Below are 14,381 nucleotides of genomic sequence, written 5' to 3'. Positions count from 1 at the left end.
AAGCTGAAAGAAGACCAAAGCTGGTTCAAGGAAACAGCGCTCGCATACGAGGTTCAGCAAGGAAGACTATTTAATCATATGCGTATGCTATTCGAGGAACATGGTTAAGGAAGACGAAACCCAACCCTATCTATCCCGCAAGCCCACTCGCCTCTCACATATCCTACCCATGTTGCGTTCGAACCAGAACACCCCGCGCGGCCAGCCAGGGCTACGATATTTGAAGTCTTCGCCCAGCCTGGCCGCACTGCGTTTCGATTCTTGGGTAGCGATACTCCACTCGACTGCTCAGCAGGCCATCGTACCATTTCAATGGCACCGCGCCTATGAAACGGTCTTATGTCATGCCAAGAATTTCTTTGTACATCTCCAGCACCGCCTCTTCTTCGGCAATGTCATCCTTGTCGCGCTTGCGCAGAGCAATCACCTTGCGCATCACCTTGGTGTCGTAGCCCCGCGCCTTTGCTTCGGCCATGACCTCTTTCTGCTGCTCGGCGATGTCCTTCTTTTCGGCTTCCAGCCGTTCTAGCCGTTCGACGAACTGGCGCAGTTCGCCTGCGGTTACGCGATAATTGGCTTCGGCCTGGGACTCGTCCATAGTATCTCTCCGTCGGGATGCAATTGAAGTGCGAGGGGCGGGATAGCGCGGCGGCGCTTCTGCCGCAAGCACCCTTTGGTGTCTGCCCGCGCGGTTGCGCCCCATGCCCTGATCCGCTAACTCCTGCCGCCAGAAGCGACACGCACGAGGCAACCATGTTCGATATTATCGTTTGGGCCGGCACGGCCCTTTCGCTGGCCGGGTTGGCTGGCCTCGTCTGGTGCATTCTGCGCGTCCACAAGGCGCGCCGGTCTGGGCTGAGCGACGAAGACTTGCGCGCCGCGGTTCAGGCGGTATTACCCTGGAACCTCGGCGCGCTGTTTCTGTCAGTTTTGGGTCTGATGGCAGTTATCGTCGGCATTTCGCTGGGCTGAACGCCGGACCAGGGCCAATCGGGTCAGACGGGCATATTGTCGAAACGGGCTTCGATCAGTTCATCGCATAAATGCGCATCAAGGCGGCGCAGGCGCTTGGGCACATTTGCTCCTTCTTCGCCAAGCCGACGGATCACCGCATGCAGCGCGGGCTGCAGACGCAGGCGGCCATCAAAGGATTCTCTGGCGATTTTCTTTTCGAGACGTTCCGCTTCCAGTATCAGCTCTTGAGCAGTCATTTTCGGTCCTCCCTGAGATCAACATTCTACCCAGAATTGTAACAACGGGAAGAAAAACCGAAGGCGTTTTGGCCGGAATTTACACAAAACGTCCCGCATAGCCAAAGAAACCGGCAGTTTTTCGCCGTTACGCCCTGGATTCTGGCATCTTTGGTCAGGACGCGCCTTGATTGTGATCAAAAAAGGTGAATCACCTTGTTTACCGACGCTTAAAAAACATAATTCTCAGGCAATTTCGAGCGGGCGCGGCGTGAGGTCACGGTGCTCATCGGCTGGACAGACGGGTCACTGCGGCATAGGAACAGGCCATGGATATTCGACCGATCACACCGCGCTATGCCGTCTCGCCACAGATTTCGGTCGAGGATGTGCCAGCCATCGCCGAGGCGGGCTTTACCCGCGTCATCTGCAACCGCCCCAATGCCGAGGTTCCACCCAGCCATCAGGCCGACGCCATCGCCGAAGCCGTGCGCGCGGCGGGGTTGGAATTCGAGGTTCTGGAACTGACCCATCAGACCATGACACCGGAAAACATCGCGCAACAGATGGCACTGGCCGAGGCCAGCACCGGCCCGGTTCTGGCCTATTGCGCCTCGGGTACGCGTTGTTCTGTGGTCTGGGCATTGGGGCAGTGCACGTCGCGGACGCCGGACGAGATTTTGGCGCAGACCCAAAACGCCGGTTACCAACTTGACGGGTTGCGCCCGACGCTTGAGGCGCTTTGCGAAGCGACCTCCGAAACCAGCTAAACTCTGATTGGTGGCCTTCAGGAGCGGGGCGCGATCCCGTTTCCCGCACTTGACGGCGCTTGGATCATTGGAGCGATTTCGGTGCCCGGATGTGGTTCCTCTTGCATAGTCGGACCGTTGGTGCCGCTTGCGTCTTGCGCTGCTGAGGGTGGTGCAATTGCCGCCGCCGCAGGCACGTTCTGCGCAGGCCCGGACAGATCGTCGAACCCCCCAGCATCATCCGGTTCGGAAGGCAGGTCGGGCGGCGTTTCGTTCAATCGCAATGCGCGCATTCCCCGGCACTGGCCCAGACGCGCCCTCGCCACCGCCCGCCCGTCGATGGTCAGCAGTTCGGCCTCGTCCAACTGGCAGGAGTCCAGCGGCAGCGCGTCTCCGGGTTTCAGCCCGGACAGGGTGGAAAGCGGCACTTGCAACCGGGTTAGCACAACCTGCAATTCGGTCCGCATGAGCCCGAAATTACGCTCCAGCCCGACGGGTTCAGTCGCAACATCTTCCGGCTCGGCAACCTGCTCGGGCGGGCGATCCGGCAATATCACGGTGATCTGCCCCTGGCAGACGCCATGCCCGATATCGACCACCAGATCACAGAGCCGATAGCGCTCCTGCCCCAAGATCAGGATCAGATCCGAGAGTTTCTTCTGCCGGTTTTCGAACCTGTAGCTGCGCATGCACAGCCAATCTTCGGCCTCGCCCAGCAGATCGGCGGCTTCTGTCAGCAGCCGTTCGGCCAGCGGTGCCAGCAGGGCGGCATCGGTGTCGGTGAAGGGCCGGTCATCGGGTGGCTGCGTGCTGACCTCGCCCATGGTCTGATGGCGGATCATCGCGGCGGTTGCGATGCGGTCGACACAAAACGCCGCATTCAACCCACCGGGTTCGCCCAGCACCAGCATCAGGCGCTGATCCTGCAGATGCGCGGACAGCGAGTCGCGTGGAAGACTGTTCTCGGTCGCGCCGATCACCGCCATCGCGGGCCCCGAAACGCCCGCTGACGCCTGCGCCAGCCCCCGGCGCAGCGCGCGCAGCAGCGGACGGGTGGTCTGCACCGCGCTCTGTCCTGCCTGCGCGATCTTGCGCGCCAATACGGTGTCCACATTGCGGGAATCTGAGTTCACGGAATCGTCTGCCTGTCCGACTGTGCCATGACATCGGTTTACGCAAAACGCCTTACCAAACCCTTACGCGGGCCCTATTCGGCGGCCATTTCCTGATTGGTCGCCAGACTGACGCGGAACCCGGCACCACCCTGCCCGGCCAGATAAGTCACGTTGCCGCCCAGCCGCTGCATGATCTCGCGGCAGATCGCCAGACCCAACCCCGCGCCGCCTGCTTTCTCGGAGCTGACACGGGCAAACTTTTCGAACACCATTGATTGCGCCTCTGCCGGGATGCCGCTGCCATTGTCGATGAAATCCACCACCACCTGACCACCCACGTCATGAACCGAGATCGTCAGTATCGGATGGCGCGCATCGCAATATTTCTGCGCATTTGCGATCAGGTTGATAAAGACCTGCCCCAACCGATCCAAATCCGACCGCAACGCGATACGCTCGGTTGATTTCTGGCGTTTCACCAGCAGCTTGCGGGTGGACCCGGCCAGCGCCGAATCGAGCGCCCGATCCAGCACAGCATCCAGCCGCCCGTCGCGCAGGTTCAGGCTGACCTGACCACTTTCCAGCACGCTGAGATCCAGCAGATCGTCGAGAAGCCGCGTCAGACGCAGCGCCTCGTCATGGATGATCGTGGCATAGTGGGTCTTGTCCTCGGGCAGCAGCCCATCGGTATCCCGCAAGATTTCGGAAAAGGCCCGGATCGAGGTCATCGGCGTGCGCAATTCATGGCTGACCTGGCTGAGGAAGGCGTCCTTCTGCAGCGATATCTGGGTCAGCTTCTCGTTGGCTTCCTGCAGCTTGCGCGCGGTACGGCTGAGTTCCGAAGATTTGGCCTCGAGCTGGCTGGAATATTCCATCAACTGCGCCGATTCGTCGGCCACGGCCAGCAGGTCCTGCACGGATACCGACGAGCCGCCAACAATCTGCCCGATCATCGCATGGGCCGCCGCCGCGCCGACCGAGCCGCCAAGTTCACGCTCAAGCCGTTCCAGAAAGGCGGGTGTCGGGTCGGGCAGGACACCGCGCCCGCCCTGCTGCAGGGCCTCGGTGTGAAAGAACTCCTGTGCCTCGCGGGCACCCAGAATACGCTGGGACATGATCATCAGGTCTTCGCTCTGGGCCACCGATCCGGTCCAGCCGCGCGGGCCAGCGGAATGGTCGAAGACATTGACGAATTGCGCCCCTTGCAGCCGCTCCAGCGGGCTGGGAAAACTGAGCAGCGACACGAAACAAAAGGCCACCGTGTTAAGCGACAGCGACCACATCACCGAATGCACGGTCGGGTCCAGGCCGGTGATGCCGAAAAGCGCGTCGGGCCGCAGCCAGTGCCAGCCAAAGAGGCCGTTGGTCATCACGCTCTCGGACAGCAGCCCGCTGCCGATACCGGGCAACAGCAACGTATAGAGCCACAGCAGGAACCCGATGCTGAGGCCCACCAATGCGCCGGTACGCGTCGCGCCGCGCCAGAACAACCCGCCGACCAGCGCCGGCAGGATCTGGGCGATCCCGGCAAAGGCGATCAGACCGATCGAGGCCAGCGCGCCGCCGCCGGTGAACCGAAAATAGAAATACCCCAGCCCCATGATCACCGCGATGGACACCCGGCGCGAGAACAGCACGATGTTACGCACATCTCCCGAGACCGACGCGCCGCCGCCCTGCGAATAGAGCCAGATCGGCATCACGATGTGGTTCGAAACCATGGTCGACAGCGCCATCGCCGCCACGATCACCATCGACGTAGCCGAAGAGAACCCACCCAGAAACGCCAGCATGGCCAGACCGCCCTCGCCCTGCGCCAGCGGAATCGTTAGCACGAACAGGTCGGGGTTCGCGCCCTCGGGCATCAGATCCAGCCCCACCACCGCAATGGGCACCACAAAAAGGCTCATCAGCAGCAGGTAAAGCGGAAAGGCCCAGGCCGCCGTACGCAGGTGCCGTTCATCATCGTTTTCGACCACCATGACCTGAAACATGCGCGGCAGGCAGACAAAGGCCGCCGCCGCCAGGAAGGTGATCGTGGCCCAGCGGCTTTTGTCGATCGTCCATGCGCCGATCTCGGACTGGTCGATGCGCTGCAGCATCGGCTCGATCCCGCCGCCGATGCCCCAAACCACAAAGGCCCCCACCGCCAGCAGCGCGACCAGCTTGACCACCGCCTCGATGGCAATGGCCGTGACAACCCCGTGGTGGCGTTCATTGGCATCCAGATTGCGGGTGCCGAACAGGATCGCAAAGACCGCAAGCCCCGCCGCCACCCAGAACGCGCTCGAGCCTTCGCGATAGAACCCGTCGGGATCGCCTTCGGCAAAGATCGAGAAAGACAAGGTGATCGATTGCAGTTGCAGCGCGATGTAAGGCGTCACCGCGATCACCGCCAAAACCGTGACGCAGATCGCCAGCACGTTGGATTTGCCAAAGCGCGACGAGATCAGGTCGGCGATCGAGGTCACCCGCTGGCTGCGCCCCACCCGCACCAGCTTGCGCAATCCCCACCACCAGCCGATCATCACCAGCGTGGGTCCAAGATAGATGGTCACAAACTCCAGCCCGCTGCGCGCCGCATAGCCAACGGCGCCATAAAACGTCCAGGCGGTGCAGTAGATCGAGAGCGACAGAGTATAGATCAGCGGCGAGCGCAGCCAGCGGATACGCCCGGTCGCCGCCAACCGGTCCGAGGCAAAGGCCACGCCGAACAGGAACACCACATAGCCCAGACACACCAGAATGAGCACGTTCAGGGACGCCATCAGCCGCGCTCCGACCTGCCGGGGTCCGGCCCACTCCATCTGCGCGCGGCCAGACCAAAGAGCCCGCCAACAACAATGAGAAGGACCCAGATGCCGAAGATATAGGTGATCGCCACTGACATCGGCACCGGATCGCCATCGCCCGATCCGTCAGGCCAAAGCAGCGGAACGGCAAAGAGCAGCGCGCCGAAGATTGGCAGCAGGCGCGCGGCATCGCTCAGGCGGCGGCGGCGATAGCTTTGTTTTTCCAGAAACACAGGTGGTGCCTGGACCGGGCCGGTCTCATTCTCCGGCCCGATGCTCATGGGCGGCTGGCCTGCGCGTGAAGATCGCGCACCGCCGTCAGCACCTCGGCGTTGGAAAACGGCTTGGTCATGAAACGACTGACCCCGGCCTTTTCCGCCATGTCCCGGTCGCGGGCCTGCCCGCGCGCGGTCAGCATCAGCACCGGCAGATCCTGCATCCCGTCCAGCGCGCGCAGCTCCTTGAGGATGTCCATGCCGCTCTTGCCCGGCAACATGACATCCAGAATCAGCAGGTCAGGTGCTGCGGCGGTGATGACATCCACCGCGTCAGCCCCATCCGCATGGGTCTGCACCTGCCAGCCTTCGCGGCTGAGCAGGAAGCGGATCGCTTCGGTGATGTTCGGTTCATCTTCAATCAGAAGAACACGTCGGTTCATTCCGGCCCTTCCTCCCCAAAAAAGGCAATCGGGCCTGCGCCCGTCTGGTCTGCGTGGCTCAGATTAGACCCGCTGTCACGGAACTGTCAAAACTCTTCCGACAGGATCGACGGTTCACGCCGGGCCACGCAGGACCGGCGCGGGCAGACCCGGCAAGAACTGCCCACCGGCAAAGCGTCGGTGCGGCCCTGCTCATCACTGGGAACAGGCAGAATCAGCATGATCGAATGATAGACCGGGTCCACGTCGAACCCGGGAACCTCCTGCGGCCAGGCGACGGCGAGGCAATCGAACTCGGCCGCGCTGCGTCCCAGCTGTGACACCCGGCGGCGGATCGGCACCAACGGCCGGTTGAGCGCGGTGAACAGCGGCCAGAGCGGGCAGGATTCCCCGTGGCGTGGCAGCGCAAAGCCCGAGATCGCCTTGCGAAACACGATGCTGCCCGAGGCGTCACATTGCACCAGACCCACCTCATGGGCCAGCGCGCCTTCGGGCAGGGTTGCCAGACGCCGGAACACCGCCGGCAGGTCCACCTCAAAGCGCCGCGCAAGGCCAAGCGGATCAAGGCCCAGCACGTTCAACTCCTTCAGAACGTCAGGCAGCGGCATCGCGCGCACATCGGCGGCGTAAAGCGCCAGAATGCCTGCCCCTACCGCCCGCGCCGCACCGCTTTCCAGCCCCTGAAGCACGTCGGTCGGAACGTCTCCTGTCGTTTCGATTTCGGGGAAGTGATGGCCGCGTGATGCGACAAAGGCCTCGACCTGTTCCAGCGGCATGCCACGCCGGTCGGCGCTGCTGCTGTCGGTCTCGTCGAGATAGCCCACCAGCGCCTTGGAGCTTTCGGCCAGACGTTCGGCATCCTGATTGAGGTTGCGGTGGAACCGGTCGCGCCATTCCGGTTCCAGATCGCCGGGTTCGGCCAGGATCGAGGCGGTCGAGCGGATCGCGGCGGCGGTAGACAGCAACTCGTGCAGCGAGGCCGCCAGGAGCGGATCATGGGTCAACCGGTCAGAAAGGGTCACAACGGTGCGTTCCAGCGTGGTGATCCGCCGGTGCTGGCGTGCGATGATCTCGGCCCAGCCGGGGAAGCGCCCGGCAAATTCATCAACCCGGTCGGTCTCGGCTCTTGCCGGTCCCGCCTCTGCCGCCGCCTCGCCCAGCGCCGCGATGAGCGCCGCCTCGGCCCCTTCGGTCAACATTGATGGTTCGACCTGCAACTCGCTCGCGATATCAACCAGCAGCTTGCCGCCGATTCTGCGCCGGTTATGTTCGATCAGGTTGAGGTATGAGGCGGAAATACCCACTTTGCGGGCAAGGTCGGCCTGCCGGAACCCGCTGATCATCCGTCGTTCTCGGATGCGGCTACCTGTCAGCGTGTCCCGTGCGATGGTTCGATCCCCTGCTTTTCTGCCTCATATCAACGGCATTCTGCGCCGCGACATAAGGAAATTTACAAGATGCCCTGGCATCTGTTGAATAATTTACAGAATAAATATTCATTTCAAAGGGTTTGTTGCGCAATTTTCTTAACGCCTTCCATACTTGCTTTGCACAGATAAGTGCATGCGCCCAGCGGAGGAGGAGCCGCGAAGCGCAAAACGTAATGGGAGGAACGAATGTCCAACAATGATGTCACCCGTCGCAGGGTGCTGAAAACGGGTGCCGTGGCGGGGGCCGGTCTGGCGCTGCCGACAATCTTCACCGCGCAATCCGTGCGCGCTTTCACCAATGAACCCACCGGAAGCTCGGTCAAGCTCGGCTTCAACGTCCCGCAGACCAACGCCTACGCCGATGAGGGCGCAGACGAGTTGCGCGCCTATGAGCTGGCGGTCGAGCACCTCAATGGTGGCGGCGATGGCGGCATGATGAACACTTTCAGCTCCAAGGCGCTGAAGGGGAACGGCATTCTGGGCAAGAAGGTGGAATTTGTTACCGGCGACACCCAGACCAAATCGGACGCGGCACGCGCATCGGCCAAGTCGATGATCGAGAAAGATGGCGCGGTAATGATCACTGGCGGGTCGTCCTCGGGCGTGGCGATCGCGGTTCAGGGTCTCTGTCAGGATGCGGGCGTGATCTTCATGGCCGGTCTCACCCATTCCAACGACACCACCGGCAAGGACAAGAAAGCAAATGGTTTCCGGCATTTCTTCAACACCGAGATGTCCGGTTCGGCGCTGGCACCCATCCTCGAGGCCAACTATGGCAAGGATCGCCGCGCCTACCACCTGACGGCGGATTACACTTGGGGATGGAGCCAGGAGAACTCAATCCGCAACTATACCGAGGCCTTGGGCTGGGAGACCGTGAACGCGGTCAAGACGCCGCTAGCCACCACCGATTTCTCGTCCTACATCGCACCGGTTCTGAACTCGGGCGCGGATGTGCTGGTGCTGAACCACTATGGCGGCAACATGGTGAACTCGCTGACCAACGCCGTACAGTTCGGGTTGCGGGACAAGCAGGTCGAGGGCCGGAACTTCGAGATCATCGTGCCGCTCTACTCGCGTCTGATGGCGCGCGGTGCGGGCGAGAACGTCAAGGGCATCTTTGGCTCGACCAACTGGCATTGGTCGCTGTCGGACGCAGGCTCGCAGGCCTTCGTGAAGTCCTTTGGCGAGAAATATGGCTTCCCGCCCAGCCAGGCCGCCCATACCTGCTATGTGCAGACCTTGCTCTATGCGGATGCGGTGGAACGGGCCGGTACCTTCAACCCATGCGGCGTCGCTGAAGCGCTGGAAGGGTTCGACTTCGACGGGCTGGGCAATGGCCCAACACTGTATCGCGCCGAGGACCACCAGTGCTTCAAGGACGTGCTGGTCGTGAAGGGCAAGGAAAACCCGACCAGCGAGTTCGACCTGCTGGAAATCGTCGAGGTCACCCCGCGCGCGCAGGTGGAATACGCCGTGGATCACCCGGATTTCGCTGGCGGCGATCTGGGTCAGTGCAACCCCGGAGCCTAACCACTCACAAAAACCAGGACCGGTCGCGGGCAATCGCGGCCGGTCATTGAACGAGGACGCCCAGACGGCGTTTCCGGCACATCCAGAGGTGGGGACAGATGGACGCCATTCTGCTGCAAATCCTGAACGGGCTCGACAAGGGCTCGGCTTATGCGCTGATCGCGCTGGGGCTGACGCTGATCTTCGGCACTTTGGGGGTTGTGAATTTCGCCCATGGCGCTCTGTTCATGATCGGAGCCTTCTGCGCGGTGACGCTGCAGCGGGTGCTGAACCTGAGTTTTGTGACGATCGACGAGGCCCAGAAGGATTTCCTGGGCAACCCGCTCAAGGTGAAGACGCCTTATGTCGAGGCCTGGTTCGGCCCCGAGACCGGGGCGGCGATCATCGACTGGGCGGTGCCGCTGGCCATTCTCTTCACCATTCCGCTGATGCTGGCGGTTGGCTATGTGATGGAACGCGGGCTGATCAAGCATTTCTACAAGCGTCCCCATGCCGATCAGATCCTCGTCACCTTTGGCCTCGCCATCGTGCTGCAGGAAGTGGTGAAAGCCTTTTACGGCGCCAACCCGATCCAGACCCCGCCGCCCGATGTGCTGCAGGGCTCGCTGGATCTGGGGGTCATGGTGGGTTTCGACCCCAATGCCATCATCTACCCGATCTGGCGGCTGATATATTTCGCCTTTTCCGTGCTGATCATCGGCGGCGTCTTTGCGTTTCTGCAATTCACCACCTTCGGCATGGTGGTGCGCGCCGGTATGGCGGACCGGGAAACCGTGGGCCTGCTGGGTATCAATATCGACCGGCGTTTCACCATCATGTTCGGCATCGCCGCCGCCGTGGCGGGGCTGGCGGGCGTGATGTACGGGCCGCTCAACCCGCCGAATTACCATATGGGGATGGATTTCCTTGTGCTCAGCTTTGTTGTCGTCGTTGTCGGCGGCATGGGCTCGCTGCCCGGCGCGGTGCTGGCGGGGTTCCTGCTGGGTATCCTCGAAAGCTTCGCCTCGACCACCTGGGCCACCACCACGATCCCGGGCATCAACCAGATCATCATCTATCTGGTTGCGATCATCGTGCTGCTCACCCGCCCGCGCGGGCTGATGGGCCGCAAAGGCGTGATGGAGGATTAAGCCATGCTGGGACTGAACAAGAAAGACACCTCCCTGCTGCTGGTCGTGGCGGCGCTGACGCTGCTCGCGCCCTTCATCCTGAACCCGTTCCCCGAGGGCAGCGCCATGGCGCAGTTCAACGCGGGCTACCCGGACCTGATGCAGCGCTTCGTGATCTTTGGCATCTTTGCCATCGGCTTCAACATCCTTTTCGGCCTCACCGGCTATCTGAGCTTCGGCCACGCCGCCTTTCTGGGGGTCGGATCTTATTCCGCCGTTTGGATTTTCAAGCTGTTCACCTACAACGTCCTCCCCGCCATTGCATTGAGCGTGGTGGTCGCGGGGCTGTTCTCGCTGCTGATCGGCTTTGTCAGCCTGCGCCGCTCGGGCATTTATTTCTCGATCCTGACGCTGGCCTTTGCGCAGATGAGCTTTGCGCTGGCCTATTCGGTGCTGTCGAACCCGCGCTTCAACCTGACCAACGGAGAGACCGGGTTGCAGGTCTATGCCGACGACCCGCAATGGTTCCATCGCGACGGGCTGCCGGACCTGCCGCATCTCTTTGGCCTGTCGATGCGGTCCACCTATCGCTTGGATCTGGGTGCGTGGAGTTTTGATTTCAACGCGGGCTATTACCTGTGCGCTGTGGTGCTGATGGTGGTCTTCTATCTGGCGATCCGCATCTTCCGCTCGCCTTTCGGCATGATGCTGCGGGCGGTGAAATCGAACCAGCAGCGGATGAACTATACCGGACTCAATTCGCGCCCCTACACGCTGGCGGCCTTTGTGATCTCGGGCATGTATGCCGGGCTGGCCGGTGGCTTGATGGCGGCGATGGACCCGCTGGCGGGCGCCGAACGGATGCAGTGGACCGCGTCGGGTGAAGTGGTTCTGATGACCATCCTTGGCGGCACCGGCACCCTGATCGGGCCGGTTCTGGGTGCTGGTTTCATCAAGTATTTCGAGAACATCTTCTCGAAGATCAACGACAATGTGCTGCATGGCTGGTTCGCCTTTCTGCCCGACGGGATGGAGGATTTCGTGGTTGCCATCATCCATCCCTTCATCGGCAAGGGCTGGCACCTGACGCTGGGCCTGCTGTTCATGCTGGTGGTGATCTTCCTGCCCGGTGGGTTGGTCGAGGGCGGTCAGCGCCTGCGGAACTGGGTGCGCGGCAAGCCCAAGACGGAAAACACCAGCGGCAAAACCGAGCCGGCGGAATAAGGGGACGCTAGAATGGGTATTCTCGAGGTCAAAGGCGTCAACAAACGGTTCGGCGGGTTGCAAGCGCTAGGGGATGTGAACCTCAGCGTGCAGGAGAACTCGGTCCATGCCATCATCGGACCAAATGGCGCGGGCAAGTCCACGCTGCTCAACTGTCTTGTGGGCAAGCTGATCCCCGATACGGGCAGCGTCATGTTCGACGGGCAGTCAGTGCTGGGCCGCGCCCCGTTCGAGATCAACCAGATGGGCATCAGCCGGGTGTTTCAGACACCCGAGATATTTGGCGAACTCACGGTGATGGAAAACATGCTGATCCCGATTTTCGCCAAACGCGACGGGGCGTTTCGCATGCATGCCTATGAAAGCGTGCAGAGCGAAAAGCAGGTGGTCGAGGCGGCAGAGGAAATGCTGGAAGAGATGAACATGGCCGACAAACGCGAGATGCATTCCGCCTCGCTGTCGCGGGGCGACAAAAGGCGGCTCGAGATCGGCATGTGCCTCAGCCAGCAGCCGCGTCTTTTGCTGCTGGACGAGCCGACGGCGGGCATGGCGCGGGCCGATACCAACAACACCATCGACCTGCTGAAACAGATCCGCGACGAGCGCGACATCACCATCGCCATCATCGAGCATGACATGCATGTGGTGTTCAGCCTCGCCGACAGGATCACCGTGCTGGCGCAGGGCACCCCCCTGGTCGAGGACAGCCCCGAGAACATTCGCGGCAACCCCAAGGTTCGTGAAGCCTATCTGGGCGAAAGCGCGTAAGGGATACGTCACTCGACCCGAAAAGTGGGAACCGGTTTTCGGACAAGTTGAGTGAGAAAGGAACGAGCGATGAACACCAAACCCGATTTCTCGAAACATGCCAATCAGGCCAGAACCGCCCCCGCCTTTCTGTCGGTCTGGGACATGCATTCCTATTACGGCGAAAGCTATATCGTGCAGGGCATTTCCTTCAACGTGCATGAGGGCGAGATTCTGGCGCTGCTGGGTCGTAACGGTGCGGGCAAGACCTCGACGCTCAGGTCCATTGCACGGTTGGGCGATCCCGAGGTCAGGCATGGCGAAATCTGGCTTGATCACAAACCGCTGCACAAGATGGCCAGTCACGAGGCTGCTGCCTCCGGGCTGGGCCTCGTCCCCGAAGACCGCCGGATCATCCCCGGCCTGACGGTCGAGGAAAACCTGCAACTGGCCCAGATCGCACCGCCGGTCGGCTGGTCGTTAGAGCGGCTTTATGAATTGTTCCCGCGACTGGGAGAGCGCCGCAAACAGGAAGGCGTAACGCTGTCGGGCGGTGAACAGCAGATGCTGGCCATTGCCCGCGCGCTGGCCCGCGACCTCAAGGTCTTGCTGCTGGACGAACCCTATGAGGGGTTGGCCCCGGTGATCGTGGATGAGATCGAAAAGACGCTCATGCATATCAAGGAACAGGGCATGACCACGATCATCGTCGAACAGAACGCGGTGCGAGCGCTGGAACTGGCGGATCGGGCGGTCATTCTGGACACCGGCAGCATCGCCTTTGACGGCACCGCTGCGGAAGTGCTGGAAAGCGAAGAGATGCGCGCAGAGTATCTGGCGATCTGACACAGGCCACGGATTTTTCGGATCACCCGGTTGCCGCGACTTCAAATCCCATCGTAAATGGCCCCATGAAGATCTGCGCTTTGACGATGGTGTATCGCGATTACTGGGCCCTGTCCCAGTGGTACGCGCATTACAGCCGGCATCTGGACCCCGAGAACCTGTTTGTAGTGGCGCATGGGGCCGATCCCAAGATCCACGAGCTTTGCCCCGGCGCCAGCGTCATCACCGTCCCGCGCGACAAGTTCACCTATTTCGATCTGTCGCGGGGCCGCCTGCTGAATGGATTTCAGGTCGGGTTGGACGAAGTCTATGACTGGGTCATCCGCACTGATGTGGACGAATTGATCTGCCTCGATCCGGACCGCTATCAGGGGTTCGCCGATTTCTTCGCCCAAAACCCGGACCGTGCCCAGTTTTCGCTGGGACTCAATCTGGCCGAGCTGCCCGACGACCCCAAATTTATGCCCGGAATGCTGGCGTTGCAGCACCGGCGCCGGGCGCTGTTTTCGACCCATTACAGCAAGGCCTGGGCGGTGCGTGGTCGGATCGGGTTGCGTCGGCACGGAGTCGAGATCCGGCCACGCTTTATCGACGCCTATCCCTTCTCGGTTCCGCGCGGCGCCTATCTGGTGCACCTCAAATTCGCCAACGGGCAGGCGCTGGCCGAGAGTGACACGCACAGGATGCAGGTCGCATCCGAGCTGGGGCGCGGCACGCCCGGTCAGTCCTGGCGTGATCCAGACACCCGCAATCGCCGGTTCCACGACCGTGTCCGCAACCTGCCGGTGACCGACTGGGACGAGGCCGAACCGCAGGCCTTCGCGCAAATCAGCGCCGAACCCGAACGGGAACGCCACACCGGGGTAATCCGGGTGCGCGACGTCGCGCTCAATCTGGCCACTGACCTGCCCGGCTGGTTCAGGTCGGCCTGATCTGCGACCGGGTCATGACCGACCTAGAGCCTCATGCCCTCGCTTTATCGACCTGA

Annotated in this window: 15 protein-coding genes; 8 read left to right on the top strand and 7 right to left on the bottom strand. The window is 61.7% G+C overall.

Features of this window, described 5'->3' with window-relative positions; translation table 11 throughout:
* Positions 1-337: 337 nt before the first annotated feature.
* The gene (locus M3P21_RS07920; protein ID WP_249708583.1) at positions 338-598 is read right to left on the bottom strand and encodes a DUF2312 domain-containing protein; all 261 of its coding nucleotides are present in this window, start codon (positions 596-598) and stop codon (positions 338-340) included.
* A 155-nt stretch (positions 599-753) separates the two neighbouring features.
* Here M3P21_RS07920 and M3P21_RS07915 point away from each other — a divergent pair, with 155 nt between their 5' ends.
* The gene (locus M3P21_RS07915; protein WP_249708581.1) at positions 754-972 is read left to right on the top strand and encodes a hypothetical protein; all 219 of its coding nucleotides are present in this window, start codon (positions 754-756) and stop codon (positions 970-972) included.
* Between the two features lie 23 nt (positions 973-995).
* Here the strand turns inward: M3P21_RS07915 and M3P21_RS07910 are convergent, their stop codons facing one another.
* Positions 996-1,211: a hypothetical protein gene (locus tag M3P21_RS07910; RefSeq protein WP_249708579.1), complete on the bottom strand. Its 216-nt coding sequence runs from the start codon at positions 1,209-1,211 to the stop codon at positions 996-998.
* Between the two features lie 308 nt (positions 1,212-1,519).
* Between M3P21_RS07910 and M3P21_RS07905 the strand changes: the two genes are divergently transcribed.
* Complete coding sequence (locus M3P21_RS07905) at positions 1,520-1,960, top strand: protein tyrosine phosphatase family protein (protein ID WP_249708577.1); 441 nt, start codon at positions 1,520-1,522, stop codon at positions 1,958-1,960.
* A 17-nt stretch (positions 1,961-1,977) separates the two neighbouring features.
* On the opposite strand, the gene M3P21_RS22640 is transcribed toward M3P21_RS07905, so the two are convergent.
* The 5 genes from M3P21_RS22640 to M3P21_RS07880 form a co-directional block, all read right to left on the bottom strand.
* Complete coding sequence (locus tag M3P21_RS22640) at positions 1,978-3,072, bottom strand: FliM/FliN family flagellar motor C-terminal domain-containing protein (RefSeq protein WP_249708566.1); 1,095 nt, start codon at positions 3,070-3,072, stop codon at positions 1,978-1,980.
* A 74-nt stretch (positions 3,073-3,146) separates the two neighbouring features.
* Complete coding sequence (locus M3P21_RS07895) at positions 3,147-5,822, bottom strand: sensor histidine kinase (RefSeq protein ID WP_249708548.1); 2,676 nt, start codon at positions 5,820-5,822, stop codon at positions 3,147-3,149.
* On the bottom strand, positions 5,822-6,127 hold the full coding sequence (locus M3P21_RS07890; RefSeq protein ID WP_249708539.1) for a hypothetical protein: 306 nt from the start codon (positions 6,125-6,127) through the stop codon (positions 5,822-5,824). Before M3P21_RS07890 ends, M3P21_RS07895 begins: the two co-directional genes overlap by 1 nt.
* Complete coding sequence (locus M3P21_RS07885) at positions 6,124-6,504, bottom strand: response regulator transcription factor (RefSeq protein WP_249708537.1); 381 nt, start codon at positions 6,502-6,504, stop codon at positions 6,124-6,126. The genes M3P21_RS07890 and M3P21_RS07885 overlap by 4 nt, the downstream gene beginning before the upstream one ends.
* Positions 6,505-6,590: 86 nt before the next feature.
* The gene (locus M3P21_RS07880; protein ID WP_249708614.1) at positions 6,591-7,892 is read right to left on the bottom strand and encodes a helix-turn-helix domain-containing protein; all 1,302 of its coding nucleotides are present in this window, start codon (positions 7,890-7,892) and stop codon (positions 6,591-6,593) included.
* Positions 7,893-8,120: 228 nt separating this feature from the next.
* Here M3P21_RS07880 and M3P21_RS07875 point away from each other — a divergent pair, with 228 nt between their 5' ends.
* The 6 genes from M3P21_RS07875 to M3P21_RS07850 all read left to right on the top strand — a co-directional run bounded on the left by M3P21_RS07875 (position 8,121) and on the right by M3P21_RS07850 (position 14,325).
* On the top strand, positions 8,121-9,467 hold the full coding sequence (locus tag M3P21_RS07875) for an ABC transporter substrate-binding protein (protein ID WP_249708535.1): 1,347 nt from the start codon (positions 8,121-8,123) through the stop codon (positions 9,465-9,467).
* Between the two features lie 98 nt (positions 9,468-9,565).
* The gene (locus M3P21_RS07870; protein WP_249708533.1) at positions 9,566-10,597 is read left to right on the top strand and encodes a branched-chain amino acid ABC transporter permease; all 1,032 of its coding nucleotides are present in this window, start codon (positions 9,566-9,568) and stop codon (positions 10,595-10,597) included.
* Between the two features lie 3 nt (positions 10,598-10,600).
* Positions 10,601-11,800: a branched-chain amino acid ABC transporter permease gene (locus M3P21_RS07865; RefSeq protein WP_249708531.1), complete on the top strand. Its 1,200-nt coding sequence runs from the start codon at positions 10,601-10,603 to the stop codon at positions 11,798-11,800.
* Positions 11,801-11,812: 12 nt separating this feature from the next.
* Positions 11,813-12,568, top strand: a complete 756-nt coding sequence (locus M3P21_RS07860) for an ABC transporter ATP-binding protein (RefSeq protein WP_249708528.1) — start codon at positions 11,813-11,815, stop codon at positions 12,566-12,568.
* 69 nt (positions 12,569-12,637) lie between these two features.
* Positions 12,638-13,393, top strand: a complete 756-nt coding sequence (locus M3P21_RS07855) for an ABC transporter ATP-binding protein (RefSeq protein WP_249708526.1) — start codon at positions 12,638-12,640, stop codon at positions 13,391-13,393.
* An 86-nt stretch (positions 13,394-13,479) separates the two neighbouring features.
* A complete protein-coding gene (locus M3P21_RS07850) occupies positions 13,480-14,325 on the top strand; it encodes a glycosyltransferase family protein (protein WP_373319974.1) in 846 nt (281 codons plus the stop codon).
* Positions 14,326-14,381: the final 56 nt, after the last annotated feature.

Origin of the sequence: Ruegeria spongiae, assembly GCF_023502395.1 — a bacterium.
Lineage (GTDB): Bacteria > Pseudomonadota > Alphaproteobacteria > Rhodobacterales > Rhodobacteraceae > Ruegeria_C > Ruegeria_C spongiae.
The sequence above is the reverse complement of the archived record's forward strand: the minus strand, read 5'-3'. Positions and strand labels throughout refer to the sequence as shown.

Coding starts and splice junctions, on each gene's coding strand:
- M3P21_RS07890 (WP_249708539.1), bottom strand. CDS start 6,127: ATGAGCATCGGGCCGGAGAATGAGACCGGCCCGGTCCAGGCACCACCT.
- M3P21_RS07865 (WP_249708531.1), top strand. CDS start 10,601: ATGCTGGGACTGAACAAGAAAGACACCTCCCTGCTGCTGGTCGTGGCG.
- M3P21_RS07860 (WP_249708528.1), top strand. CDS start 11,813: ATGGGTATTCTCGAGGTCAAAGGCGTCAACAAACGGTTCGGCGGGTTG.
- M3P21_RS07855 (WP_249708526.1), top strand. CDS start 12,638: ATGAACACCAAACCCGATTTCTCGAAACATGCCAATCAGGCCAGAACC.
- M3P21_RS07870 (WP_249708533.1), top strand. CDS start 9,566: ATGGACGCCATTCTGCTGCAAATCCTGAACGGGCTCGACAAGGGCTCG.
- M3P21_RS07885 (WP_249708537.1), bottom strand. CDS start 6,504: ATGAACCGACGTGTTCTTCTGATTGAAGATGAACCGAACATCACCGAA.
- M3P21_RS07910 (WP_249708579.1), bottom strand. CDS start 1,211: ATGACTGCTCAAGAGCTGATACTGGAAGCGGAACGTCTCGAAAAGAAA.
- M3P21_RS07850 (WP_373319974.1), top strand. CDS start 13,480: ATGGTGTATCGCGATTACTGGGCCCTGTCCCAGTGGTACGCGCATTAC.
- M3P21_RS07915 (WP_249708581.1), top strand. CDS start 754: ATGTTCGATATTATCGTTTGGGCCGGCACGGCCCTTTCGCTGGCCGGG.
- M3P21_RS07905 (WP_249708577.1), top strand. CDS start 1,520: ATGGATATTCGACCGATCACACCGCGCTATGCCGTCTCGCCACAGATT.
- M3P21_RS07895 (WP_249708548.1), bottom strand. CDS start 5,822: ATGGCGTCCCTGAACGTGCTCATTCTGGTGTGTCTGGGCTATGTGGTG.
- M3P21_RS07875 (WP_249708535.1), top strand. CDS start 8,121: ATGTCCAACAATGATGTCACCCGTCGCAGGGTGCTGAAAACGGGTGCC.
- M3P21_RS07920 (WP_249708583.1), bottom strand. CDS start 598: ATGGACGAGTCCCAGGCCGAAGCCAATTATCGCGTAACCGCAGGCGAA.